At 45.3% G+C, this 23,405-nt stretch carries 19 protein-coding genes and 3 pseudogenes; 12 read left to right on the top strand and 10 right to left on the bottom strand.

What is annotated here, in order from left to right; genetic code table 11:
- The first annotated feature begins 10 nt into the window (after positions 1-10).
- Genes ONZ52_RS13450 through ONZ52_RS13490 form a run of 9 tightly spaced genes read left to right on the top strand, consistent with a single transcriptional unit; the run spans position 11 to position 10,847 of the window.
- Positions 11-3,664, top strand: a complete 3,654-nt coding sequence (locus tag ONZ52_RS13450) for a beta strand repeat-containing protein (protein ID WP_265219423.1) — start codon at positions 11-13, stop codon at positions 3,662-3,664.
- Positions 3,606-6,038 carry a beta strand repeat-containing protein gene (locus ONZ52_RS13455; RefSeq protein WP_265219172.1) on the top strand — a complete coding sequence of 811 codons (2,433 nt, stop codon included), beginning with the start codon at positions 3,606-3,608 and terminating at the stop codon, positions 6,036-6,038. The genes ONZ52_RS13450 and ONZ52_RS13455 overlap by 59 nt, the downstream gene beginning before the upstream one ends.
- Before the next feature lie 3 nt (positions 6,039-6,041).
- Positions 6,042-6,914: an HlyD family secretion protein gene (locus ONZ52_RS13460; protein WP_265219173.1), complete on the top strand. Its 873-nt coding sequence runs from the start codon at positions 6,042-6,044 to the stop codon at positions 6,912-6,914.
- Positions 6,884-7,207 (top strand): HlyD family secretion protein, encoded by a 324-nt coding sequence (locus ONZ52_RS13465; RefSeq protein WP_265219174.1) that lies wholly within the window; start codon positions 6,884-6,886, stop codon positions 7,205-7,207. The genes ONZ52_RS13460 and ONZ52_RS13465 overlap by 31 nt, the downstream gene beginning before the upstream one ends.
- On the top strand, positions 7,204-7,377 hold the full coding sequence (locus ONZ52_RS13470) for a hypothetical protein (RefSeq protein ID WP_265219175.1): 174 nt from the start codon (positions 7,204-7,206) through the stop codon (positions 7,375-7,377). The genes ONZ52_RS13465 and ONZ52_RS13470 overlap by 4 nt, the downstream gene beginning before the upstream one ends.
- Before the next feature lie 12 nt (positions 7,378-7,389).
- Positions 7,390-7,683: a hypothetical protein gene (locus tag ONZ52_RS13475; protein WP_265219177.1), complete on the top strand. Its 294-nt coding sequence runs from the start codon at positions 7,390-7,392 to the stop codon at positions 7,681-7,683.
- Positions 7,656-9,491: a site-2 protease family protein gene (locus ONZ52_RS13480; RefSeq protein WP_265219179.1), complete on the top strand. Its 1,836-nt coding sequence runs from the start codon at positions 7,656-7,658 to the stop codon at positions 9,489-9,491. Before ONZ52_RS13475 ends, ONZ52_RS13480 begins: the two co-directional genes overlap by 28 nt.
- A gap of 38 nt (positions 9,492-9,529) precedes the next feature.
- On the top strand, positions 9,530-10,342 hold the full coding sequence (locus ONZ52_RS13485) for a hypothetical protein (RefSeq protein ID WP_265219180.1): 813 nt from the start codon (positions 9,530-9,532) through the stop codon (positions 10,340-10,342).
- 1 nt (position 10,343) lies between these two features.
- The gene (locus ONZ52_RS13490) at positions 10,344-10,847 is read left to right on the top strand and encodes a hypothetical protein (RefSeq protein ID WP_265219182.1); all 504 of its coding nucleotides are present in this window, start codon (positions 10,344-10,346) and stop codon (positions 10,845-10,847) included.
- A gap of 11 nt (positions 10,848-10,858) precedes the next feature.
- On the opposite strand, the gene ONZ52_RS13495 is transcribed toward ONZ52_RS13490, so the two are convergent.
- Positions 10,859-11,020, bottom strand: coding sequence for a hypothetical protein (locus ONZ52_RS13495; RefSeq protein WP_265219183.1), 162 nt, complete (start codon positions 11,018-11,020; stop codon positions 10,859-10,861).
- A gap of 142 nt (positions 11,021-11,162) precedes the next feature.
- Here ONZ52_RS13495 and ONZ52_RS13500 point away from each other — a divergent pair, with 142 nt between their 5' ends.
- A complete protein-coding gene (locus tag ONZ52_RS13500; RefSeq protein WP_265219184.1) occupies positions 11,163-11,477 on the top strand; it encodes a transcriptional regulator in 315 nt (104 codons plus the stop codon).
- Positions 11,470-11,769, top strand: a complete 300-nt coding sequence (locus ONZ52_RS13505; RefSeq protein WP_265219186.1) for a helix-turn-helix domain-containing protein — start codon at positions 11,470-11,472, stop codon at positions 11,767-11,769. The genes ONZ52_RS13500 and ONZ52_RS13505 overlap by 8 nt, the downstream gene beginning before the upstream one ends.
- Positions 11,770-11,776: 7 nt before the next feature.
- Here ONZ52_RS13505 and guaD read toward each other — a convergent pair.
- The 3 genes and pseudogenes from guaD to dbpA form a co-directional block, all read right to left on the bottom strand.
- Positions 11,777-13,077 (bottom strand): annotated as a pseudogene (guaD, locus tag ONZ52_RS13510) (guanine deaminase).
- A gap of 88 nt (positions 13,078-13,165) precedes the next feature.
- Positions 13,166-13,528: a VanZ family protein gene (locus ONZ52_RS13515; RefSeq protein WP_265219187.1), complete on the bottom strand. Its 363-nt coding sequence runs from the start codon at positions 13,526-13,528 to the stop codon at positions 13,166-13,168.
- Positions 13,525-14,907, bottom strand: a complete 1,383-nt coding sequence (gene dbpA, locus ONZ52_RS13520; RefSeq protein WP_265219188.1) for an ATP-dependent RNA helicase DbpA — start codon at positions 14,905-14,907, stop codon at positions 13,525-13,527. Before dbpA ends, ONZ52_RS13515 begins: the two co-directional genes overlap by 4 nt.
- Positions 14,908-15,103: 196 nt before the next feature.
- On the opposite strand from dbpA, the gene ONZ52_RS13525 reads away from it, so the two are divergent.
- Positions 15,104-16,597 carry a putative bifunctional diguanylate cyclase/phosphodiesterase gene (locus ONZ52_RS13525; protein ID WP_265219189.1) on the top strand — a complete coding sequence of 498 codons (1,494 nt, stop codon included), beginning with the start codon at positions 15,104-15,106 and terminating at the stop codon, positions 16,595-16,597.
- 45 nt (positions 16,598-16,642) lie between these two features.
- Here ONZ52_RS13525 and ONZ52_RS13530 read toward each other — a convergent pair.
- The 6 genes and pseudogenes from ONZ52_RS13530 to ONZ52_RS13555 all read right to left on the bottom strand — a co-directional run bounded on the left by ONZ52_RS13530 (position 16,643) and on the right by ONZ52_RS13555 (position 23,367).
- Positions 16,643-17,577, bottom strand: a pseudogene (locus ONZ52_RS13530) (LysR family transcriptional regulator).
- A 49-nt stretch (positions 17,578-17,626) separates the two neighbouring features.
- Positions 17,627-18,638, bottom strand: a pseudogene (locus ONZ52_RS13535) (ABC transporter ATP-binding protein).
- Entirely contained in the window at positions 18,638-19,636 is a 999-nt protein-coding gene (locus ONZ52_RS13540; RefSeq protein WP_265219190.1) for an ABC transporter ATP-binding protein, read from the bottom strand. The pseudogene ONZ52_RS13535 and the gene ONZ52_RS13540 overlap by 1 nt, the downstream one beginning before the upstream one ends.
- Position 19,637: 1 nt before the next feature.
- Entirely contained in the window at positions 19,638-20,576 is a 939-nt protein-coding gene (locus tag ONZ52_RS13545; RefSeq protein ID WP_265219191.1) for an ABC transporter permease, read from the bottom strand.
- Entirely contained in the window at positions 20,573-21,553 is a 981-nt protein-coding gene (locus tag ONZ52_RS13550; RefSeq protein WP_265219192.1) for an ABC transporter permease, read from the bottom strand. The genes ONZ52_RS13545 and ONZ52_RS13550 overlap by 4 nt, the downstream gene beginning before the upstream one ends.
- Before the next feature lie 281 nt (positions 21,554-21,834).
- Complete coding sequence (locus tag ONZ52_RS13555) at positions 21,835-23,367, bottom strand: ABC transporter substrate-binding protein (protein ID WP_265219193.1); 1,533 nt, start codon at positions 23,365-23,367, stop codon at positions 21,835-21,837.
- Positions 23,368-23,405: the final 38 nt, after the last annotated feature.

Here is a 23,405-nt window from a genome sequence, read left to right on the forward strand (position 1 = left end):
TTTGTCTGGCGTGGTCTTTGCCGACAGCGATGGCGATAACCTTACGGTCACCTTGACCGCTTCGGCTGGCTCGTTAGCCGCTTCTTCTGGTGATAACGTGACAGTGAGCGGTTCCGGCACGGGAGTATTGACACTTTCTGGCTCCGCAGCCGATATTAATAGCTATTTAGATACCACGTCAAATGTCCAGTATACAGGTGCGAGCAACGCCAGTGGCGATAATGCCGTTACGCTCACTATTAAGGCGAATGACGGCACTGTGGATTCCAGTACGGCTATCGTCAATATTGATATTACGGCGGTTAACGATGCCCCGACCGATATTGCGTTGAGTGATACGACATACAGCCATTCAGAAGGCGCCACCAATATTGTGGTGGGTAGCTTCTCGGCTACCGATGCGGATACAGGTGAAAGCTTCACTTATGCTTTGGTATCGGGTTCAGGCGATACGAATAATGGGCTGTTCAATATCAACGGGGCTGATTTACGCGTGACTGATCGTGCGAATGTACCTGCGGGTACTTACAGCATTCGTGTACAGGTGAGTGATGGCGATGCCACATTTGAGAAATCGTTCAGCATTACGGTAAGTGATGATATTGCACCGACTATTAGCGAGGTGGTACCTGCTGACGATTCTACAGGGGTGTCGGTCGCGGACTCGATTCAGATCACTTTTGATGAGGGAGTGCAGTTAGGTAATACTGGTACCATTACCCTTTATGACATTACAGGCAATGGTGCGAATAGTTTGACCATTGACGTGGGCAACCACAATGGGCAGCTTTCTATTGTGGGTAATAAATTGACCATCAACCCAACGAATAATCTGATGGCGACCAATCAGTACGCCATTCAGATAACGGCGGGTGCGTTAACAGACAGTTCAAATAATGCTCTGGCGGCAGTAAGCGATACAACAAGTTATAACTTTACCACGGGTACGGTAGACACTACCGCGCCAACCGTGGCTATTGTTGATGTAACTTCACCAACTCAGCCTAATGCGAGCACAGTGGCGATTAATTTTAGTGAGCAAGTGGTTAATGTCGACATTAGCGATTTTAGCTTAACGAAAGATGGCGCGGCTGTTGACATCAGTGGTTTAGTGGTCGCTGGCAGTGGCAGTGCTTATTCCATAGATTTATCCAGTGTTACCGCCGTTGCTGGTATTTATGTGCTTACATTGAATACCTCTGATATCACTGATACTTCGGGAAATGCCTTGTCCGCTGGTGACAGCGAAACCTTTATCATCGACACCACGGCACCAACGGGCGTAGCGATTGTTCGTGCGGGCGCAGAGACTCAAAACGGCAGTGCAGCCACCTTTACCGCGGTATTCAGTGAAGCCGTGAGTGGGGTGGATGCGGCTGACTTTACGTTAACTGGCACTGCCGCTGGAGGCTCTATCACGAGTGTGACACAAGTTTCTGATTCGGTTTATACCATTACGGTGAATGGCGTTAGTAGTGATGGTACTTTGGGGGTAAATTTAAAAGACTCTGGAACAGGGATCACTGATACGGCGGGCAATGCGATAAGCGCTGGTGTGACAGGACAACAGGTTACTATAGATAATACAGGTCCAAGTGTTGTTGCGATTAACCGAGATGGTGCCGTGTTAACCACTGCAGACAGTGCAACCTATACGGTGACCTTTAATGAGGCCGTAACCGGTGTCGATGTTAGCGACTTTAGCTTGTCTGGTGGTGCAACGGGTACGGTTGCTTCGATAACAGGCTCAGGTCGTACTTATCAGGTCACCGTGAATAACATCAGTGGTGATGGTAGTCTTCGTCTTGACCTTAACGCTTCTGGTACGGGCATTACTGATACAGTGAGTAACGCCATCGGGGCTGGATTTACCTCTGGTGATACATTAACGATTGATAATACCGCCCCTGTTGTGACGGTCTCTCAAGCTTTTAATCTTGATGAAGGCATGGTGGCTGATACCGTTATCGGCCAAGTTAAAGCCACAGATACGAACGGAGTAAGTCAGTTCTCGATTCAATCGGGTAATGACAATGGCTACTTTGCGATTGACAATAATGGTGTCGTGACGCTTACCAGCGCGGGTGCGGCAGCGATTGATTATGAAACCGCGACCTCTTATACATTGAATATCGTGGCGACCGATGCCGTAGGGCAAGGATCCAGTGCAGCGGCAGTTACTATCTCTATTAACGATGTCAACGACAATGCGCCTGTGTTTAGCTCTGCTGCAACAGCGACTTTGGCTGAAAATACGGCGACGACAACCGTTGTTTATGATGCCAATGCCACCGATGCCGATAGCACTTCCGCCCATAACAGCGTGACTTATAGCTTAAAAGCGACGGATGATCACAGCGCCTTCACTATTGATTCAACGACTGGCGAAGTGAAACTGAAAGCCGCGGCTGACTACGAAACTAAGTCTTCTTACAGCTTTACGGTAATCGCCTCTGACGGTATGCGCACTACAGAAAAAACCGTGACTTTATCAATCACCGACGTGAATGAGTCGCCATCAGTCACTTCTGGGGCTACAGGCAGTGTGAATGAAAATGCCGCAATTGACACGGTGATTTACACCGCGACGGCCACGGATGTGGACGCGAATGACAGCTTGACTTACAGCCTAACGGGCGATGATGCGGCCTTGTTGGACATTAATGCGACAACGGGCGAAGTGACGTTGAAAGCGTCAGCCGATTACGAAACGAAAGCCAGCTATAGTTTTAATGTGGTCGCGACGGACAACGGCACAGGTAATCTGACCGATACGCAAGCGGTGGTTGTGAGCATCAATGATGTGAATGAAGCACCAGTGATGACGTCTGGAGCAACGGGCAGTGTGAATGAAAATGCCGCCATTAACACGGTGATTTACACGGCGACGGCCACGGATGTGGACGCGAATGACAGCTTGACTTACAGCCTCACGGGCGATGATGCGGCCTTGTTGGACATTAATGCGACAACGGGTGAAGTGACGTTGAAAGCGTCTGCGAACTATGAAACTAAAGCTAGCTACAGTTTCACTGTCGTGGCGACGGACAACGGCACTGGTAATCTGACCGATACGCAAGCGGTGGTTGTAAGCATCAATGATGTGAATGAAGCGCCATCAGTCACTTCTGGGGCTACGGGCAGTGTGAATGAAAATGCCGCAATTGACACGGTGATTTACACGGCGACGGCCACGGATGTGGACGCGAATGACAGTGTGACCTACAGCCTCACGGGCGATGATGCGGCCTTGTTGGACATTAATGCGACAACGGGCGAAGTGACGTTGAAAGCGTCTGCGAACTATGAAACTAAAGCTAGCTACAGTTTCACTGTCGTGGCGACGGACAACGGCACTGGTAATCTGACCGATACGCAAGCGGTGGTTGTAAGCATCAATGATGTGAATGAAGCACCGGTGATGACGTCTGGAGCAACGGGCAGTGTGAATGAAAATGCAGACGTGGCAACGGTGATTTACACCGCGACGGCCACGGATGTGGACGCGAATGACAGCTTGACTTACAGCCTAACGGGCGACGATGCGGCCTTGTTGGACATTAATGCGACAACGGGCGAAGTGACGTTGAAAGCGTCTGCGAACCATGAAACTAAAGCTAGCTACAGTTTCTACTGTCGTGGCGACGGACAACGGCACTGGTAATCTGACCGATACGCAAGCGGTGGTTGTAAGCATCAATGATGTGAATGAAGCGCCATCAGTCACTTCTGGGGCTACGGGCAGTGTGAATGAAAATGCCGCAATTGACACGGTGATTTACACCGCGACGGCCACGGATGTGGACGCGAATGACAGCTTGACTTACAGCCTAACGGGCGACGATGCGGCCTTGTTGGACATTAATGCGACAACGGGCGAAGTGACGTTGAAAGCGTCTGCGAACTATGAAACTAAAGCCAGCTACAGTTTCACTGTCGTGGCGACGGACAATGGCACAGGTAATCTGACCGATACGCAAGCTGTGGTTGTGAGCATCAACGATGTGAATGAAGCGCCATCAGTCACTTCTGGAGCTACGGGCAGTGTGAATGAAAATGCCGCCATTAACACGGTGATTTACACGGCGACGGCCACGGATGTGGACGCGAATGACAGTGTGACCTACAGCCTAACGGGCGATGATGCGGCCTTGTTGGATATTAATGCGACAACGGGCGAAGTGACGTTGAAAGCGTCTGCGAACTATGAAACTAAAGCCAGCTACAGTTTCACTGTTGTGGCGACGGACAACGGCACAGGTAATCTGACCGATACGCAAGCGGTGGTTGTGAGCATCAATGATGTGAATGAAGCACCGGTGATGACGTCTGGAGCAACGGGCAGTGTGAATGAAAATGCCGCCATTAACACGGTGATTTACACGGCGACGGCCACGGATGTGGACGCGAATGACAGCTTGACTTACAGCCTCACGGGCGATGATGCGGCCTTGTTGGATATTAATGCGACAACGGGCGAAGTGACGTTGAAAGCGTCAGCCGATTACGAAACGAAAGCCAGCTATAGTTTTAATGTGGTCGCGACGGACAATGGAGCTAGTAACTTTAATTCAGGTAATTTAAGTGTTAGCCAAGCCGTTGTTGTGAGCATTAATGATTTGAATGATAACGCGCCAACGGTGAGTGCAGGTGTAGCGACAGCGACGCTTGTGGAAGCGGGCGGTGTCAATAATACCAATGCCGGTACGAATAGTGCGACCATAACGCTGACAAAGGGCGATGTCGATACGGTTGGTGTGGTTCGTTATGATGCTCAGTTTCTAGCGAATAGTGGCTGGACAACCACTGACAATGGACAAACTTATTCCAGAACGGGGACTTATGGTACTGCGACAATAACGACTTCTACAGACATTATTCGCTATGTTCTGAACAATAATGCGACTAGTACGCAAAGTTTGACGAGTGGGCAATCTGTTACAGATAGTTTTACGATTCAAATAACGGATGGCAATGCGACAGCAATAACCGCGGCGGTGTTTAACATCACGGGCGCCAACGATGCGCCAATCGTATCGGGTACTGTGGCGAATATGTCAGGAACGTCGGGTCAGATATTTACTCCTGTTACCTTACCAGCGAATTTATTTAGCGACCTTGACGCCAATGACCAGTTGGTATGGAGTATTGAGAATCTACCAACAGGCCTGGTGTTTAACGCCGCGACTCGCACTATATCTGGAACACCTCAGGGTGGTTTTGAAGGTATCAATACATTGCAGATTGTCGTTACTGATATCAATGGCGCTCAGGTTAAAGTACCGGTAACACTGACTTTGAATCCTGCGCCAGTGGTGGCAACTGCCAGTCCAGTGGTTGACGCGGCGCCAGCCGTACCTGTTCAAAACACCGGTTTTACGGCGCCTGATATCGTGACATCGTCTAGTGCTTTGCCAACGGGTGTGGTGGAAACGTCTGGAGGCTCAAGGGGCTTTACTGAGGTGACGGCATCGGCTGGCGCCAGTCCAGCTCAGTCTGTCGCTGAAGCGTCAGTAAACACACCAAATGTAGGACAAGCTACTGGCACAAATACGGTCGTGGTGTCTGAATCCCGAGTGGCTGTAAATGTGGGCGCCGATGGTCAGGTTCAGGTTACAGAAACCAGTGGTGCATCGACCAATACAACAGGCTTAACCGTGGCAACCATTGTTCCGCAAGGGGAGCGAGTTTCTATTACCATTGCGGATACGTCTACCGTTGCTCGATACAGTGGTACCTTGGCAGACGGGACACAGCTACCAGATTGGATTGAAATCAACCCAACAACGGGTGAAGTCACAATGACACCACCACCAGGGCAAGGTACGATTACGTTAAAAGTGAACGCGGTGGATGCTGATGGCAATGTGCGGATATTGGAGATAGAGGTGGATTTGGAACGTTTACCTCAAACAGCACCAGCGGACACAGTGACTAATGTAAGCCCTGTATTCATGTCGTTGGATGATCAATTGGCCGTTGCTGCGGAGCAGTACGATGATTACGGGAGCGGCTTGATGAAGCTGTTGGCTTCTTAACTTATGTCTGACAATGCAATTGCTCAATTGTTACAAATAGAGCAGCAAGTCCGTTGTTGTGAAACAGCGACGGACTTGGGTTTTATTTTAGTTAACATAACTCGACATTTAGTACCTTATCAACAAGCTGTGTATTTGTCCGGGACGGAACTAGAATCTTTAAAAACAAATGCGATCAGTGATATCGCTTTGGTGGATCGAACCACGCCATTTAGTGCGTGGTTGGAACAGGTGTCAGCGGTGGTGAATGCCTCCGATCAGGTGAATAAAGTTCACACGATAGAGACAAAAAAATTGCCAGCAGCACTGTTGAACGATTTGAACGATTTTACGGTTCCGTATATGTTGTGGCTGCCTTTGCTGATTCCTTCTAAACCCAATCAAAGGGTAGGGGTGCTTTGGCTCGCAAAGTCTCAGCCATGGACAGAAAAAGAGATAGGTCTATTACAGCATTTGGCTTCCAGCTATGCCCATGCTATGCAGGTATTTGTCCAACGCTCTGGATGGGGAGTCTGGCGACGTCGCTTATTGTCTAAGAAAGTGAGCTTAGTAACAGCGGCTGTGGTGATCTTGCTGGGTTTTGTTCCAGTGCGTTTAACAGTGCTAGCCCCTGCCGAGATTATTGCAAAAGAGGCTCTGCTCGTGACGTCTGCTATTGCAGGTGCGGTAAGTGAGGTAAGGGTTAAGCCTGGAGATTTGGTTAGCATGGGACAGCCTATTGTCATCATGGATAAAACGGAGTTCCAAGGGCGCTTTGACGTTGCACAGCGTGAATTAGAAAGGGCGATGGCGGAGCTTAGAACCACAGAACAGGCAGGCTATGTTGATCGTCGAAAAAAGCGGAATTGGCTGAGTTGGAATCTCAGGTCGCTCTAAAAACTATTGAGCGAGATTATTTACAAACTAAGCTTGATCAGACTCAAATTTTAGCCGATAAAGCGGGGGTTGTGGTGCTAGATGACCCAGAAAAATGGAAAGGTCGTCCTGTCGTTGTCGGCGAGCGTATCATGTCGATTGCAGACCCCAATAACATACAGTTAGAAATTAGGCTGCCAGTTACTGACGCTATATCGTTAAATCATGGTAACGAGGTCACACTATTTCTTGATACGGATCCTTTAAATCCTCTCCCATTTTTGGTGAATTATTCGTCTTTGAGCCGAGTTTGACCCAAGATCAGATCATTGCCTATCGGATAGTGGCGGATATACATGGTGATATTAAGCCACCAAGAATTGGTTTACGTGGCACGGCGAAACTGTATGGTGATGAGGTGTCTTTAGCATATTATTTGTTGCGTCGCCCCCTTACCTTTATTCGTCAATTTTTGGGTTTTTAGGTGTCTGTCCAAATGGAAGCGAACGCACTGCCTAAATTACGTCAAAACCTGTCTTTACTGACGGCTCCGCCAGACGAAGATGGCGAGCCGCGTTGGCAGATTTTTGATCCGCTTAGCAATAAATTTTACTATTTATCCAGAACCGCTTTTTATATTTTTCGGGAGTGGCGTTATGCGAGCCACGATAATGAGTTATTGTCTCGGCTTGCTCAAAAAGGCATTGACGTGGATGAGAAGGAGTTTGATTATTTCTTGCGTTTCTTGGAGTCGAATCATTTTTGGAGGCTCGCACAGAAAAAGATTTAACGCGCTTACGAACGGAAGTTAGTCAACATAAAAAACATTTTTTATCATGGCTTTTACACAATTACTTATTTATCAAAATCCCACTTTTCCGCCCTGATTTGTTCTTAAATCGTTTCTATCCACTGGCTAGGTATCTTTTTAAATGGCGTATAGACAGAATCGCCTTAGTACTTGGTGCCCTTGGCTTAGCGATGGTGTTAAGGCAATGGGAGACGTTTACTCATACCTTTCAAGACTTATTTAATTTATCCGCCATTGTTTATTACATTTTAGCCTTGGTATTAGTGAAAACGGCCCATGAGTTAGGGCATGCTTTGGTGGCTAAGCGTTACGGTTGTCGAGTGAGTTCTATGGGCGTCGCGTTCTTATTGATGACGCCCATTTTATATACCGATACGACTGACGCGTGGCGTTTGCGCTCACGTTTTCAGCGGTTAAGTATTGTGACCGCTGGGGTGAAAGTTGAAATTTACATTGCTTGTGTGGCGACATTTTTATGGGGGATCGTGCCTGATGGTGGTCTTCGTGGTGTGTTGTTCTTTGTTGCTACCACCAGTTGGATTTCGTCTTTATTGATTAATATTAGTCCGTTTATGCGCTTTGATGGCTATTATGCGTTGTCAGACTTTCTTGGTATGGAAAACTTGCAGCCACGTTCTTTTTTAGTCGGAAAGTGGTTCTTGCGAGAGCGACTATTTGGTTTTGGTTTTTTACCGCCAGAGCCTCTTAATCGAAAGAAATGTGCATTGATGGTGAGTTATGCGTGGTGCACTTGGGTTTACCGGTTTTTCTTATTTTTAGGCATTGCCGCTTTGGTGTACTACTTCGCTTTTAAAGTATTAGGTATTGTTCTTTTTTTGGTAGAAATTATTTGGTTTGTGTTGCTACCGATTGTGAAAGAAGTAAAGGTATGGATCAGTTTGAGAAAAAATATGTCGTTTAATCGCGCCACCACAATGACGGTATTGTTTTGTGTTTTAGGGTTGTTTGTTCTTGTTGTGCCATGGAAAACTCACATTAGTGTACCTGCGGTAGTTACTTTTGAACGTCATCAAACTCTTTATCCCAGTGAAGCTGGTAGGGTGGTTGCTTGGCAGGTGGCGCCAAATGAAAAGGTAAAGCAAGGGCAGTTACTGATATTGCTAGAGTCTCCCGATGTTGAACAGCAAATTGTGTTGACTCAGTCTAGGCTGAACGCGTTGCAAATAAGTTGGCAGCGAGCGGGATCCGGTGCGGGTATATTGGATGCCTTTTCTAGTCTACAAGTACAGATAGCAAGGGAGCAAGCTCGTCTACAATCCTTGCTTGACCAAAGAGAAAGGCTTGCGATCAGAGCGCCCTATGATGGTTATATAGGTGAGTGGCTATCTTTAAACGTTGGTGATTATGTCAATGAGCATTCAGCATTGGCAACACTGTATGATGATGAAAGCCTGATTGTTAAAGCCTATATAGATGGTCGTTTTATTCCATTGTTGAAACATGATGAAACGGCTTCATTTATAGGTAATGATGGTAATCCGTTGGCGGCAAGCCTGCTTATTGATAAGGTTATCCCCATCGCTATAAAACGTTTGCAGTACTCAGGGCTTGCTTCAACCCACGGTGGTGCAATAGCAACGCAAAAGTTAAACGATGAGTTGATCCCTGAAACAGCCACCTATGAAGTGCATTTAGTATTGCAAAGAAGCACGCAACTTAATCGTCAACAATTTGGTATGGTGAGTTTAGCTATTGAGCCAACCAGTTTTCTGGTCGATGGGTTGCGTTATCTTTATGGGGTGTTTATTCGAGAGTCTGGTTTTTAAATCAGGCCTGATGTCGATATTACAATGAAAATGATGATATGAAAAAGCAGAACCGTTTAGCCATTGATTGGACGCCTGAACAAATTGACGCAGTAGTAAAAGATTTAGCTACTTTGCGTTTGACGGTGGATCTGGATCTGGTGCCTCGTTACCCTTATTTTGGCGATAAAATTTATCCATTAGGACGTTGCAAAGAAATACGTGACGCTGTTTTTACCGCTTTGCAAACTCAGCTTCAACAGCCAAAAGGAGAAGGCATCACCTTAATAAGAGACGCGCTTGATAAAGGGGCGGTGTTAAAGAAAATATGGGGAGATTTGCGCGGTGTGTATTTTCAAAATGCGATGACGTTGGGAAACTGGTATTTGGATGTTTCTAACGACACCGTCAATCCTAATAAACCAAGAGTGGAAGTTTTGCCTTTAGCTGACTCGGGGTTTGCTGATATATCCAGTTTTGAGCAATTTATTAAGGTTGCCCAGTTTTATTGGGGGGTTGACGTGTATCGTAATGATGTTTGCCCAGCATTAGCGCCTTTTATGCCGTTGATCTATATACGTGAAGATGGGGTGAGTTGGATGGGAGAGGCGAACGACGATATGTTAGCCATGACCATGAGTAACGAATTTTCAGCCGCTGAGCGTATTTTGTCTGCGTTACCTTCTCCACCTGAAACATTGATGCAAAAGTGGCGTAATGTCATATCAAACTTGGCACCTAATGATTTTTTGCACGCCAAAGGCGATGCTATAGAATATTGTCGACACTATAGAGCGCAGCAATATTATTTGGGATCTCGTGTTCGTGACAGTGCCGTGATGGCGTATTTGGCGTTGCCAAAAGGTATTTGATATGCACAGTAGTCAGCAAGAAAAAATAGCGCTGGAACACCAAGCTGCGAAACTTTTTATGCGTTGTTATGAGCGTAATACGGGCAAACCTATCCGTCATATCTGGCACAATGATCCCATTCGCCCCGATGTCTCCTGCATGTTAGAAGGTGAACGCCTAGATCTGGAAATTGCGCACCTTTATGGTTCGGAAGAGGAGGCCATGGAAATACTGGGTCGTGACCTAAGTGATGCAACCCGTAACGTGCTACGTGCCTTAAAAGCAGAGCCTGTAGATGAGCGTTTATTGCAGGCTTTGAATCGAATTTTAGAAAATAAAGCCGGTAAGCGTTACGATACTAAGCGTGTTTGGCTGGTGATTCGAAATGCGCATCCTGCTTGGAGTAAAGAAGACATCAAGGCGTTGGAGCATCTTATTACTATTCCTATTCCTCATGCCTTTGAGAAGGTGTGGATTCTTGGCGATATGGAAGGTAAAAGCGGGATTGTGCGCCTTTACCCCTAAATTGAAAAACGTTACTTGTTTTTTTGTTTCTCTTCTAGGCGACTCTTTGCTAATTCATTGATTCGTATTTGTTCTGCTTTGTATTTTTTTAGAATAACCAGACCAACAATTAACGCGGCGCAGAAGAAAATAATAGCAAAGGCACCAAGGGCAACGGTGGCAAGTGAGTTCATGGTATTTGACCTTATAAAGTGATGCACGGATTATATAAAAAAATGGCCACACTGAAAGAAAGTGACATAGCTTTTTTGTTTTACCGCATCATTTTACCTTGTTGGTCTTGTAATAATCCGTCAATGACGTATATTTGTCATTATGTTTACTATTATTGAAACGCCTACATTTGAAGCGGATGCTAGAAAAATTTGGACAGAGGAAGAACGAAGTTCTTTTTTTGCTTGGTTGGCTGCGAATCCGGAAATTGGTGACCCCATTGTCGGTAGTGGTGGATGTAGGAAGGTTCGTTGGTCGGTTGCGGGTTCAGGGAAAAGTGGAGGAGTAAGAGTTATCTACTTCACTAGGTTAGCAAATGGTGAGATTTGGTTATTAGTGATTTACAAAAAAGCCGTCAGGGAAAGTATACCCGCGCATATCTTAAAGTCGATTCGTGAGGTATTAGAAAATGAGTAATGAGATTTTGAGTGCAGAGGAGCTTGGTAACAAGCTGCTTCAGTCTGTTAAAGAAATGAAAGCGGGCAAAGCCGCACGATTGAGTTATGCAAAGCCTAACATGGTGACAGAGGCTCGTGGTAAAACGGGTTTAACCCAAAAAGAATTTGCTAAAGTGCTGCATATTTCTTCGCGTACTTTACAGGAATGGGAACAGGGGCGTCGTCAGCCTTCTGGACCTGCTAAGGCGCTCATCGAGATTGCCTTTCGCCATCCAGAAGTGATCCGAGAAGACTTTAGTCTCAGAGGTTGATGGTATTCTAGCGTTGGTGAACGCATTTGCCAGCAGAGTAGGTGGCTTGGATAGCTCGGTCATCACCAATGGTCATAAAGACAAAAAGTGTCTCTTCGATGCCTTTTGATAAGGCCAAGCGTGATGTGAGTAGAGGCGTGGCTTTTTTGTCTAAGATGATGAAATCTGCTTCACTACCAACCGTCAGGTTACCAATTTTATCGTCTAAACGAAGTGCTCTGGCACCACCTAGAGTAGACAAATATAGAGATTTGATTGGGTTTAGGTTCTCGTTCTGTAGCTGAATCACCTTGTAGGCTTCGTTCATGGTTTGCAGCATGGAAAAGCTGGTTCCACCGCCGACATCTGTGCCAAGGCCAACATTCACTTTATGCTCTTCCGCTTTATTAAGTTTGAATAAACCGCTACCAATAAACAGGTTAGAGGTTGGACAGAAAGAAATCGCTGAGCCGGTTTCGTGCAATCTATGGTATTCGTTATCACAAAGGTGAATGCCGTGAGCAAATACAGAACGCTCGCTCAACAGTTTGTGCTGGTCATACACGTCTAGGTAGTTGGTACTTGCAGGGAAAAGGTCTTGTACCCACGCACATTCATCTTTGTTTTCAGATAGGTGAGTGTGAAGATAAACATCTTTGTATTCACTTAGCAGCTTACCTGCTAATTGCAGCTGCTCGTCTGAACTGGTCGGTGCGAAACGCGGTGTGATGGCGTAATGCAAGCGACCTTTGTTGTGCCAAGTTTCAATAAGCTCTTTGCTTTCTTGATAGCTCGTTTCCGGTGTGTCTGTTAGATAATCTGGTGCGTTGCGGTCCATCATGACCTTGCCGCAAATCATACGCAAATTATGGACTTCGCTGGCTTCAAAAAAGCTTCAACAGACACTTTATGTACCGTGCCAAATACCAGTGCGGTGGTTGTGCCGTTGCGTAAAAGTTCTTTTAGGAAGCGGTCTGCAACATTGCGAGCATGAGTTTTGTCACTAAACTTACTTTCTTCTGGGAAGGTGTAGGTGTTTAACCAAGTTAGTAATTGTTCGCCGTATGAGCCGATCATATCGGTTTGTGGGTAATGGATATGTGTATCAATGAAGCCAGGTGTGATAAGCGCGTCTGGATGATGCTCAACTAGGGTGTTATCTGGTAGTGTTGGTAGTAGATCGACTGCGTTACCAAGGGCGTAAATCTTATCGTCTTGAATGACTAGCAAGCCATCTTCAAAGTATTCATAGGCGGCATCAATGCCGACGTCTTTGGGATCTGCGATGCAGTGAATAATGGCGGAGCGCCACGCTTTCAAATGGCTCATATGTTTCTCGTGGGTGTCTTCTAAAATGATTTGAAATATAAAGTTTGACCGAATGGTTATACTTTATCAGGTCTTTTTCGTACTTTCATCAAACCTTATATTGTGATTTAAGAAATAATCCAATTATTAGTCTTGCTAGTATCACCAAAATAACGCCGAAAGCATCCGCGTAGAAATCTAACCATTCCGCATAGCGGTTTACATAAGGCTGAATCAGTTCAATGGCGCCACCTAAAAATATGATGAATAAAGACAGCAAGAGAAAGCGTTTCATTGGGCCAAAAGCACATAAAAGTGCCCATCCACCAAAGCCAATAACATGATGCGTTTTATCAGTACCCGGCACTGATGGAAGGACATCTGCAGGCGTTAATGTAGCTAGGCAGATGATGAATGCGCCTAAAACAAAACCGACAGCTTGTGCTGTCGGAGAGGTGAGCTTGTTGATCATCGTAAAATGCGCGCTCGAATATTTTTGCCTTTGATCTTTTTGTTTTCGAACTCTTTGACTACCGTTTTAGCCACTTCGTTGTCGACAGAGACATAAGCATGAAAGTCAAAAATATCGATTTTACCAACTTGCGATTTATCCAGTCCTAGCCCCGCTGTTAATGCGCCTAATATGTCGCCTGGACGAAGCTTGTTTTTACGACCCGCATCAAAAGAGATGGTGGTTTTTTGTGGAATCAAACGATAGTGCGGATCAATACTATCCAGTTCGATGAAGTTTGCCGTAGTGTTAAAGCGTGTTTCAATATCACGCACCTTGTAATCGTCTTTGGATGTAACAAGGTTGACGGCAATACCTGCTGCGCCGGCACGGCCGGTACGACCGATGCGATGGGTATGAACATCGGTATCACGGGTGGTATCGTAGTTAACGACTAGATCAATTTCTTTTACGTCAATGCCACGAGCAGCGACATCAGTAGCCACTAAGACACAGCTACTTTGGTTGCTAAAACGAACCAATACTTGGTCGCGTTGTCTTTGTTCAAGGTCGCCATGAATTGCCTGAGCAGCGACTTTATGCTCTGCTAGCCAATCAGCAACCACTTGTGACTCAGCCTTTGTGTTGCAGAACACAATAGCTTGACGTGGTTCAAAGTGCTGTAATGTGGCAAGCAGTGTTTCACATTTGTCTTTGTTTTCACTGCGCACAAAAAATTGTTCGATATTCGGTTTAAGGTCTTCTTGTGCTTCGACTTTAATGCTGATGGGATGGTTTTGGAATTCAGCACTGATGGCTTCAATTCCGTCGCCATAAGTGGCTGAAAAAAGCAGAGTTTGGCGGTTGCTTGGCGTTAATTCTACGACTTCACGTATGCTGTCGATGAATCCCATATCCAGCATTCGGTCTGCTTCATCCAATACGAGTGTGTTTAAGGCATTGAGTTTCAGTGATGCCTTGCGTAGGTGCTCCATCAAGCGACCAGGTGTGCCCACAACGATATGCGCGCCATGCTCCAAAGAACCAATCTGTGGACCAAACGGCATACCTCCACATAGGCTCAGAACTTTAATGTTGTCCTGAAAACGAGCCATTTTACGTATTTCTTTTGATACTTGATCAGCCAATTCACGTGTCGGACACATAACCAAAGCTTGAACGCCAAAGAAGCGTGGGTTGATTTTTAGCAACAGACCAATGGCAAAAGCAATGGTTTTACCACTGCCTGTTTGTGCTTGGGCAAGAATGTCTTTGCCATCAATCATAGGGGGTAAGCTTTGTTCTTGAATCGGAGTAAAAGTGGTGAACCCCATGTCTGAAAGTAAAGCGGTTAGTTTGGTCGGTAAAAGATTGTTTAGTGCATGCTGGAATTGGATCACAAGAGACTCGTTCGATGGAATAAATAATGGGCAAAGGATACCAGAAAACAACGCTGAATACTTTTCTTAACTATTTATTCCGTGTTGATTTTATGATTTTTAGGTAAAGTAGGCGTAAGTATAGATATAGTTGTATTGGCGCGGGTTTTGTTTACGGATTGGCAACGAGTGGATGATGGCTTCTTCAAGGAATAATGTGAAAAATAAAAACACACACTACATTGTCTTTTTTATTGTTTTTGCATGTGGTGTTGTGGCCAATTTTATGCCGTGGGAATGGAGTCCTCTATGGGTGTTTAGTGTATTGGCTTTGGTTTTGTCTTTTTATACAAAAAAATTCTTATCGAAATACTACTCTGTCCTTGATTCTGTCAAGAAACGGATCGAAATAGATGAACTTACTGGTTTATATAGTCGTTATCAGATTCAACAAGAGTTAAGTCAATTAATTCTTAATTGTCATGCGCAAGACAAAAAATTAGCGGCTTTAGTGTTGGATTTAGATCATTTTAAAACCATTAATGATGCGTTTGGTCATGAAATTGGCGATAAGCTACTGGCTAGTGTCGCTCAGCGTCTTGTTTTTGTTTGTCCGCCACAGGCTGTGGCAGGGTATTTGGGCGGGGATACCTTTCTGGTTTTGTTGGCGCTGAACAGTGATCAGGGTAAATCGGATTTGGTGACTTTATCCAAAAGTATCATAGATCATGTTAGTCAGAGTTACCTTGTCGATGCGTTGACGCTTAATATTGGCTGTTCGATTGGTGTTGCTATGTACCCAGAGTTTGGTTTGGATGCGGCAGCATTAATGAAAAACGCCGATATGGCTGTGTATCGCGCCAAGTCCGCGGGTCGAGCCACGTATTATTTTTACGATGGTGAAATGGGGAAACAGTTTGCGCGGAATGTCAGAATAGAGACTCGTTTGCGACAGGCTTTACAAAATGAGCGTTTAGAATTGCACTTTCAGCCCAAGGTGGATCTCATCACTGAGCACTGTGTGGGGATGGAGGCGCTATTACGCTGGAATGATGAGGAACTGGGGCGTGTATCTCCGGCAGAGTTTATTCCGATTGCTGAGCAGACTGGCGTGATTTTGCCTTTGGGTGAGTGGGTGTTTGAACAAACGTTTCGACATATTTTGGAATGGCAAAAGCAGGGCATTACCGTCCCTCCAATCGCGATTAACTGTTCGGCAGCGCAGCTCAAAAGAGTGGATTTTTTACCTAAACTATTAATGTTGTTGGATAAATATAAGATTGATCCCAGTTTATTAGAGATTGAAGTGACGGAATCCATTTTGATTGAAGACGCAAAAAGTTGCGCGGAGCTTTTGCGTCAAATGAGTCATCTTGGTATTAAGCTGGCCATTGATGATTTTGGCACGGGATATTCGAGCTTGAGTTATTTGAAAGATCTTCCTTTTCATTATGTGAAAATAGATCAGGTATTCATCCGAAATATTGTTGATGATAAAAGTCATGCGGCCTTAACGAACGCCATTATCAGTCTCAGCCACAGTTTGAACTTGAAAGTCATTGCTGAGGGTATTACAAGTCTAGAACAACTTACCTTGTTACGTGAATATGGCTGCGATATAGGCCAGGGCTATCTGTTCAGTAAAGCGCTTGGTGCGGATTCTTTAGCGAGTGATCCTATGATTGTCGCACTGAATGAACAGGCACTATAGTCTGGCAACAAGTATTGCTGTCCAACTATGCGCTTAGCGATGCCATTACAGCGTGCCGTCTTTACGTACTTTTTCTTTTAACGTATCCCAGAATTGTGTGAGATTAGGGTTCTGATTAAACCTTGAACGGTATAGTCGTATTTCCAGCGGAATATTCCAGTTGGCCTCTCCTGCCAACGCTACTTTTCCATAGTTCAGCGTGTCTAGCATCAGGCGTTTAGGAATCCAACCTATGCCGTAGCCCTCTTTTACCATGGCTTTGATACTGACCGAATGGTAGTTCTCGGACAGTGTCTGCAGCTGCGGGATGTCTCTTTGACGCTGTAGATGGTGATGTATCACAGGCTGTAAAAAGAGTTTTCATAGTAGCCAATATAAGGCAGCGGTTTTCTTTTTACTCCGGGCAGGGTGAATTTGGGTTGCCCTGTGTTGTCTGTGGCACTACATGGAATAAGTGTCTCTTCGGCAATAACCAAATGCTCGTATTGTTCATCATCGAGGGCACGGATAAAGTTGATCGCAGGATGCCAGTAGCACAACATGATGTCGCATTGTTGGTCCATAAGCGCATTGACAAAATCAATCCCTAACCATGAGCTTGATTTCATGTTGATGTCTAAATCAACATTGATACTTTGACAAAACGGTTCAATGACGTCTTTGTAAAAACTCAGAAATAATGTTTGTGTTGTTACAAAGCGTATTTGAGACTCTTCCTGTTTGCGAATTTCTTGGCAGCGCTCTTTGGCGTCTCGTAATTGTCTTGTAATCAGCTCTGCGCTTTGAAGAAAGACTTCTCCTGCTGGCGTTAAAGATAAAGGCAGGGTGTTTCTGTCTATCAGGGTGACGCGCATTTCCTCTTCGAGCAGTTTAATGCGTCGGCTAAAAGTTGGTTGTGTAACGTTTTGCTCATCCGCTGCACGAGAAAAATGACGTGTTTTCGCGAGCGCAATAAAGTCTTCAAGCCATCTTATTTCCATACAACCTCCCAAGAGAACGAAGGTATGTGTTTGAGTAATAGTGAGAGAATCATAATCTTCTCTCCTCAATTGCATGGCAAGCCACGCTACTGCCATCACTTTGTAGCACCATCGCAGGGGATTGTTCATAACAACGCTGATTTGCGTAAGGGCAGCGAGCCTGAAAAACACAGCCAATAGGTTTTTCTGTTGGGGTTGGTACTTCACCAATTAAACGAATAGGTTGCGCAATGTTGCTGTCCAAGCGCGGGATCGCTGATAACAAGGCTCTGGTATAAGGGTGCTTAGGCGCGCTGAATAATGTGCGTGTCGGAGCTAATTCACATACGCGCCCTAAATACATAACCGCCACACGTGTGGCGAAATGTTCCACTACAGCGAGGTCGTGAGTGATAAACAAGTAGCTTAGATTGCGTTCTTCTTGTTTATCCATCATCAAGTTAAGCACTTGAGCTTGTACTGATACGTCTAATGCGGATAAAGGCTCGTCGGCGACAATAAAGTCTGGTTCCACAGAAAGCGCACGAGCAAGACTTATACGTTGTCGTTGTCCACCTGAAAACTCATGGGGATAACGGTCTGAACTTGATGCAGAAATGCCCACGGATTCGAGTAATTCGTCAATTTTCTCATCCACTTGAGTCTGTGAAAGCTGTGGGTTATGGAAAGAAATGGGGCTCGCTAAGAGTTTGGTAAACCGTCATTCTAGGGTTCAAAGACGCATAAGGGTTCTGAAATACCATTTGCATACGGCGACGAAAAAACATGCGTTGGCGATTGTTTAACTGGTCAATACGCTGATCAAGGTAATGTATTTCCCCCGCACTTGGTTTGGTTAACCCCATAATAACGCGTGCTAATGTGGATTTGCCACAACCTGTTTCACCGACGACACATAAGGTTTCACCTTGATTGATCGTGAGATTAACGCCATTAAGAGCATGAACACTGTCTTTGTGTCGTTTAAATTTACCTTCATGGAGGCGCCATTGACTGAGCCAGCTTTCATTGGTTGAGAAGGCTTTTTCTAAACCACTAATCTGAATAAGAGGGGTGACCATCAGTTTGCCTCCTGATCTTGTTCAGCAAACTCATTGAGCATGTCTTCTACTAAAAAACAGGCCACACTAGATACGCCACTGTAAATAAAACGAGGTTGTTCCTCTCGGCACTTTTGCGTTGCGTAAGGGCATCTCGGGTGGAAGGCGCAACCGGAAGGGCGCTCAGCCAGTGATGGCATGCTGCCCTGAATTTGGTTCAATCTTTGTCCTGGTAACGTCATTTGGGGTAAGGCATTCAGTAAGCCCTGTGTATAAGGATGTTGCGGATCATTAATGATTTCCAGTGTGGGTCCTTCTTCGACAATATGACCGGCATACATGACAATAGTCCGCTCAGCCACTTTAGACACTACGCCAAGGTCATGACTAATCAGCACTAACGCCACGCCATTGTCTCTGCAGATTGCCAGTAGCAGCTGTAGAATTTCCGCTTGAATGGTGACGTCCAGTGCTGTTGTCGGTTCATCTGCAATAATAATATCTGGGTTTAGCAACAAAACCGAAGCAATGATGACCCTTTGTCTCATGCCGCCAGATAATTCGTGTGGGTATTGGTTAAAGCGTTTTTCAGGCGAGGCTATTTGGACGTGGTGCAGTTTTTCGATGGCAATATTGCGCGCGTCTTTGTAAGAGATTTTAGTATGGCTGCGGATGGTTTCGACCAGCTGATCGCCAATGGTTAAAACGGGGTTAAGCGTCATCATAGGGTCTTGAAATATCATCGCAATGCGTTTGCCACGAATTTCCTGAAGTTGACGCAGGTTCATTTTGGTCAGTTCTTTGTTTTCTAATTTAATGGAACCGGATTCGATATACCCAGGTTTGCCAATCAAGTTCACAATAGAGAAGCCCAATACCGATTTTCCCGCACCAGATTCCCCTACAATCGCGATGCGCTCTCCACGGTTTAGCGTGAAGCTGACGTCAATGAGGGCGGCGAGTTCGCGCTCTTTAGTGTGAAAGTTGACGTGGAGGTTGCTGACGCTTAGTAAATTCATTTTAGTCTTTGTAGGTCCTAGGGTTAAGGTGGTCGCGTAGCCAATCACCAAGAAGATTCATGACGAGAATCAAGAGTATTAGGGTGAGGCTTGGTATCACACAGATCCACCAAGATCCAGCAAACATGTAAGCAAATCCTGCGGATATCAAGGAGCCAAGAGAGGGTTCAGTGGCTGGCATGCCTAAGCCTAAAAAAGACAAGGCGGCTTCAGCGACAATGGCATTGGCGATTTGCACGGTAAAAATGACCAAAATTGGGGACAAGGTGTTAGGTAGGATATGGCGAAACATGATGCGTTTAGAGCTGATGCCCATGACACGAGCTGCATCGACGTATTCTTTCTGCTTTTCGGCCAATACCGAAGCACGAATCGTACGTGCGAAAAGTGGCCACTCAGTCAAACCAATTACTAAAATCAGAATAACCATCGCCAGTTGTTGATATAACGCAATGCCAAATAAAGATTGAAAAATAGCAAGAAAAACAATGGCCACCATCATGTTTGAGAAAGACAGTTGGATGTCCGCACAACGCATTAAAAAGTTATCGATGCGTCCACCCAAATATCCTGCGATGAGGCCGATACAGATGCCTAATGTCGCTTGTATTAATACGGCACAAATACCTATTGTTAAGGAAAGTCGCGTGCCGTACAGGATGACTGACAATAAATCACGCCCTTGAGCATCTGTGCCGAATAAAAACCGTTCGTCACCACTGATCCAGCTCGGCGCGATCTCGGCGTTCATGAGATCCATAAAGGCCGGATCTGCTATATCAAATGGCGCTACCAATGGTGCTAACAGGGCAACAAGGCAGTAAAAAAGAAAAACAATCAAGGCTAGGATAGCCAGTTTGTCACCGACAAAGCCAGACCAAACATGGTGCCAGCGGCTGCTTGGGATAGGATGAATAAGGTCTTTTTTCGAGTACTTCATAATCCGTGACTCGCTAAGCGTACGGTGGGATTGACCAATCCGTAAATTAAGTCCACTAAGGTATTAGTGATAACAAATATGCCTCCAACGACGATTAAATACGCAGAGACAAGCGGTGTGTCTACTCGGTTAACCGCATCCATAAACAAAAAACCCATGCCGGGCCACTGGAAAATAGTTTCTGTCAATATGGTATAAGCCACCAAAGTCCCTGCTTGAATACCGCCAACGGTTATAACAGGCAGCATGGTGTTCTTTAGGGCGTGTTTAAAATAAATGCGTGGTGCAGATAGCCCTTTTGACCAAGCAAAGCGAATGTATTCTGACTGTAAAACCTCCATCATTTCAGCTCGTATTAAGCGAACAAAAATTGGCATCAAGGCAATGGCTAGGGAGAAACTAGGAAGGAGCAGGTGTTTTAAGCCGTCTTTAGTAAATAGTCCGCTTTCCCATAAGCCAAAAATCTCGGTCGTCTGTCCTCTACCAAAACTGGGGGCCATATTCAATTCAATCGAAAAGATATAGACCATAAGAATGGCGACAATAAAGATAGGCACAGAGAGGCCAATCGAGCTGACGATCATTAATAGGCGGGAGAGTATGTGTTTAGGCTTAATCGCTGCTAACACCCCGCAAGGTGTTGCCACAAGGACAATGATTAAAATGGCGCAAAATGCCAGCTCTAATGTGGCGGGTAATTTGTTAAGAATCACATCTAAAGCTGGCTCTTTATAATAATAAGATGTGCCTAAGTCGCCGTGCAGTACGCCCTTTGCAAAGCGCCAATATTGACTGAAAAAACCATCGTTTAAGCCTAATTCGTTGCGAAGTTGATTACGCTCTTCTGGTGATACTGTCATACCAACCATTTGTTGCACTGGATCACCTAGTTTGTCTTGTATGGCAAAGCTGATGATGCTGATAATGATCATAACAAAACAAGCCTGCATTAAGCGGCGGAGTAAGAATATCAACATGGAATGAGACCTTTCACGACTACTGCGCTCTCCAATACTTTGTTAAAAACAGACTCAAAATGCTCATTTATACCCCATAGACTCGGCTTTGGCTCTCTGCGTCGCTCTAACACCTGCATCCATGTAGGTGTCCGCTTTTTCGTCTGTTTTTGCCTCGTCTTGGCTTCGCTCGTGACATCGTGCAAAGTTCTCATGGAATAATTTTATTCCTTTTGGCCTTTGCTAGAGTTATTTTAGTCATTGCCTTTTGAACAAATGTGCCCGCAACACACTTGGGATTTTTACTGTTTTTCAATGAATAAATCTCCTAGATGCGGGTAGTTTTGATCATTGACTATGTCTTGTATTTTGACATTGTCCTTTGCTGCCCAAATCAGCGATTGCCAGTAGAGAGGGACAACGGCTGCATCATTGTAAAGTGTTCTTTCTATCTGTTGCAAAAGGCGTAAACGTCTTTCTGGGTTCATTTCTCTATTGGCTTGACGAATATCGTTATCAATACTAGGTTGGCAATATTCGCTGGCATTATAAGCACCTAAGCCCGTTTTGGCATCCGCGCAGGCGATAATAAATTCAAATAAGTTGTTCGAGTCCATGGTGTCTGACTGCCAACCCAGCATCATCATATCGGCACTGCGGTTATCAAACTCTTTAAAATATTGCGCTTTAGGTAAGGTTTTTAAATCAACCGTGATATTGATTCGGGCCAACATGGCGGTAATAGCTTGAGCGACTTTTTCATCGTTCATATAACGGTTGTTTGGTGCCATCATACTAATGCGAAAGCCTTTTTCGTAGCCGGCCTGTTTCATCAAATCTAGAGCCTTTGATACATTGTATTCGGGTTCTAGGCCATTAATGTGGCCTAAAAAACGATCAGGACTTAATTGGCTTGCGGGTGTGGCATAGCCTTTTAATATTTTCTCCACAATGAGCGGTTTGTTGATGGCTAAGTTAATGGCCCTTCTTACCCTGACATCCTGAAATTCGACACGACGTTTTTGATTCATATGTAGCAATAAAATACGCGTGCTGGGTAGAGTAACTAGTTGTATTCCGTGTATTTTTTTTGTTCGTTCTATGTCTATCGGGGAAACAGGGAAAATAAAATCCACATCGCCAGAGAGTAGCGCCGCCAGTCGAGTCGAGTCCGCGTGAATGGGTGTTAGGATAATCTGATCGACGTTGCCAACGGTATCTTTATCCCAGTAATTGGGGTTGCGTTTAAGTTCCATGCGGCTGCCCAGTTCACGGTTCGTGAGTATGAACGGACCAGTTCCGGAGACATGGCTAGAAGCAAAGGTTTCGCCGTATTTAATGATTTCGTCGTGACCTTGGTAAAATGCCTCATCGAGTGGAAAAACATAGGTCATTATGTTGAGTAACAGAGGATTGGTATAGGTCGTATGAACGTCGATGGTGTAATTGTCAACCATAGAGACAGCATCAATTGTGTCGAACATCGCGCGAAAATCTGGAGACCTTTTTAGACGCTGGATGGTATACACCACATCTTTTGCGGAAAACGGATTGCCATTGCTGAAGGTAACATCTTGGCGTAAATAAAAGCGCATGGTCTGAGCATCAAGACGCTGCCACTTTGTAGCCAAACGGGGATCAAATTGGCCATTTTGTTTCCATCGTATAAGAGGGTCGAAAACTAGGTGAGAAAATTGTAATGTGCTTTCTGACAGCTGTTCGTGTGGATCCAATGAAACAGGGTCAGCGTCGAATGCCATTCTCAGGGTTGTTGCTGCCGCTTGATTCCATAAAGTGAGAGCCAAGCAGCAGGCTAGAATAACCTTTATTTTCATTATCTCTGTCTCTTTATTAGATGTGGCTTACACGCGAT

It is taken from the genome of Marinomonas rhodophyticola (genome assembly GCF_026113935.1).
GTDB classification, from domain to species: Bacteria; Pseudomonadota; Gammaproteobacteria; order Pseudomonadales; family Marinomonadaceae; genus Marinomonas; species Marinomonas rhodophyticola.

Coding starts and splice junctions, on each gene's coding strand:
- ONZ52_RS13505 (WP_265219186.1), top strand. CDS start 11,470: ATGAGTAATGAGATTTTGAGTGCAGAGGAGCTTGGTAACAAGCTGCTT.
- ONZ52_RS13475 (WP_265219177.1), top strand. CDS start 7,390: ATGGAAGCGAACGCACTGCCTAAATTACGTCAAAACCTGTCTTTACTG.
- ONZ52_RS13500 (WP_265219184.1), top strand. CDS start 11,163: ATGTTTACTATTATTGAAACGCCTACATTTGAAGCGGATGCTAGAAAA.
- ONZ52_RS13555 (WP_265219193.1), bottom strand. CDS start 23,367: ATGAAAATAAAGGTTATTCTAGCCTGCTGCTTGGCTCTCACTTTATGG.
- ONZ52_RS13545 (WP_265219191.1), bottom strand. CDS start 20,576: ATGAAGTACTCGAAAAAAGACCTTATTCATCCTATCCCAAGCAGCCGC.
- ONZ52_RS13490 (WP_265219182.1), top strand. CDS start 10,344: ATGCACAGTAGTCAGCAAGAAAAAATAGCGCTGGAACACCAAGCTGCG.
- ONZ52_RS13550 (WP_265219192.1), bottom strand. CDS start 21,553: ATGTTGATATTCTTACTCCGCCGCTTAATGCAGGCTTGTTTTGTTATG.
- ONZ52_RS13460 (WP_265219173.1), top strand. CDS start 6,042: ATGTCTGACAATGCAATTGCTCAATTGTTACAAATAGAGCAGCAAGTC.
- ONZ52_RS13515 (WP_265219187.1), bottom strand. CDS start 13,528: ATGATCAACAAGCTCACCTCTCCGACAGCACAAGCTGTCGGTTTTGTT.
- ONZ52_RS13485 (WP_265219180.1), top strand. CDS start 9,530: ATGAAAAAGCAGAACCGTTTAGCCATTGATTGGACGCCTGAACAAATT.
- ONZ52_RS13455 (WP_265219172.1), top strand. CDS start 3,606: ATGAAACTAAAGCTAGCTACAGTTTCTACTGTCGTGGCGACGGACAAC.
- ONZ52_RS13540 (WP_265219190.1), bottom strand. CDS start 19,636: ATGAATTTACTAAGCGTCAGCAACCTCCACGTCAACTTTCACACTAAA.
- ONZ52_RS13495 (WP_265219183.1), bottom strand. CDS start 11,020: ATGAACTCACTTGCCACCGTTGCCCTTGGTGCCTTTGCTATTATTTTC.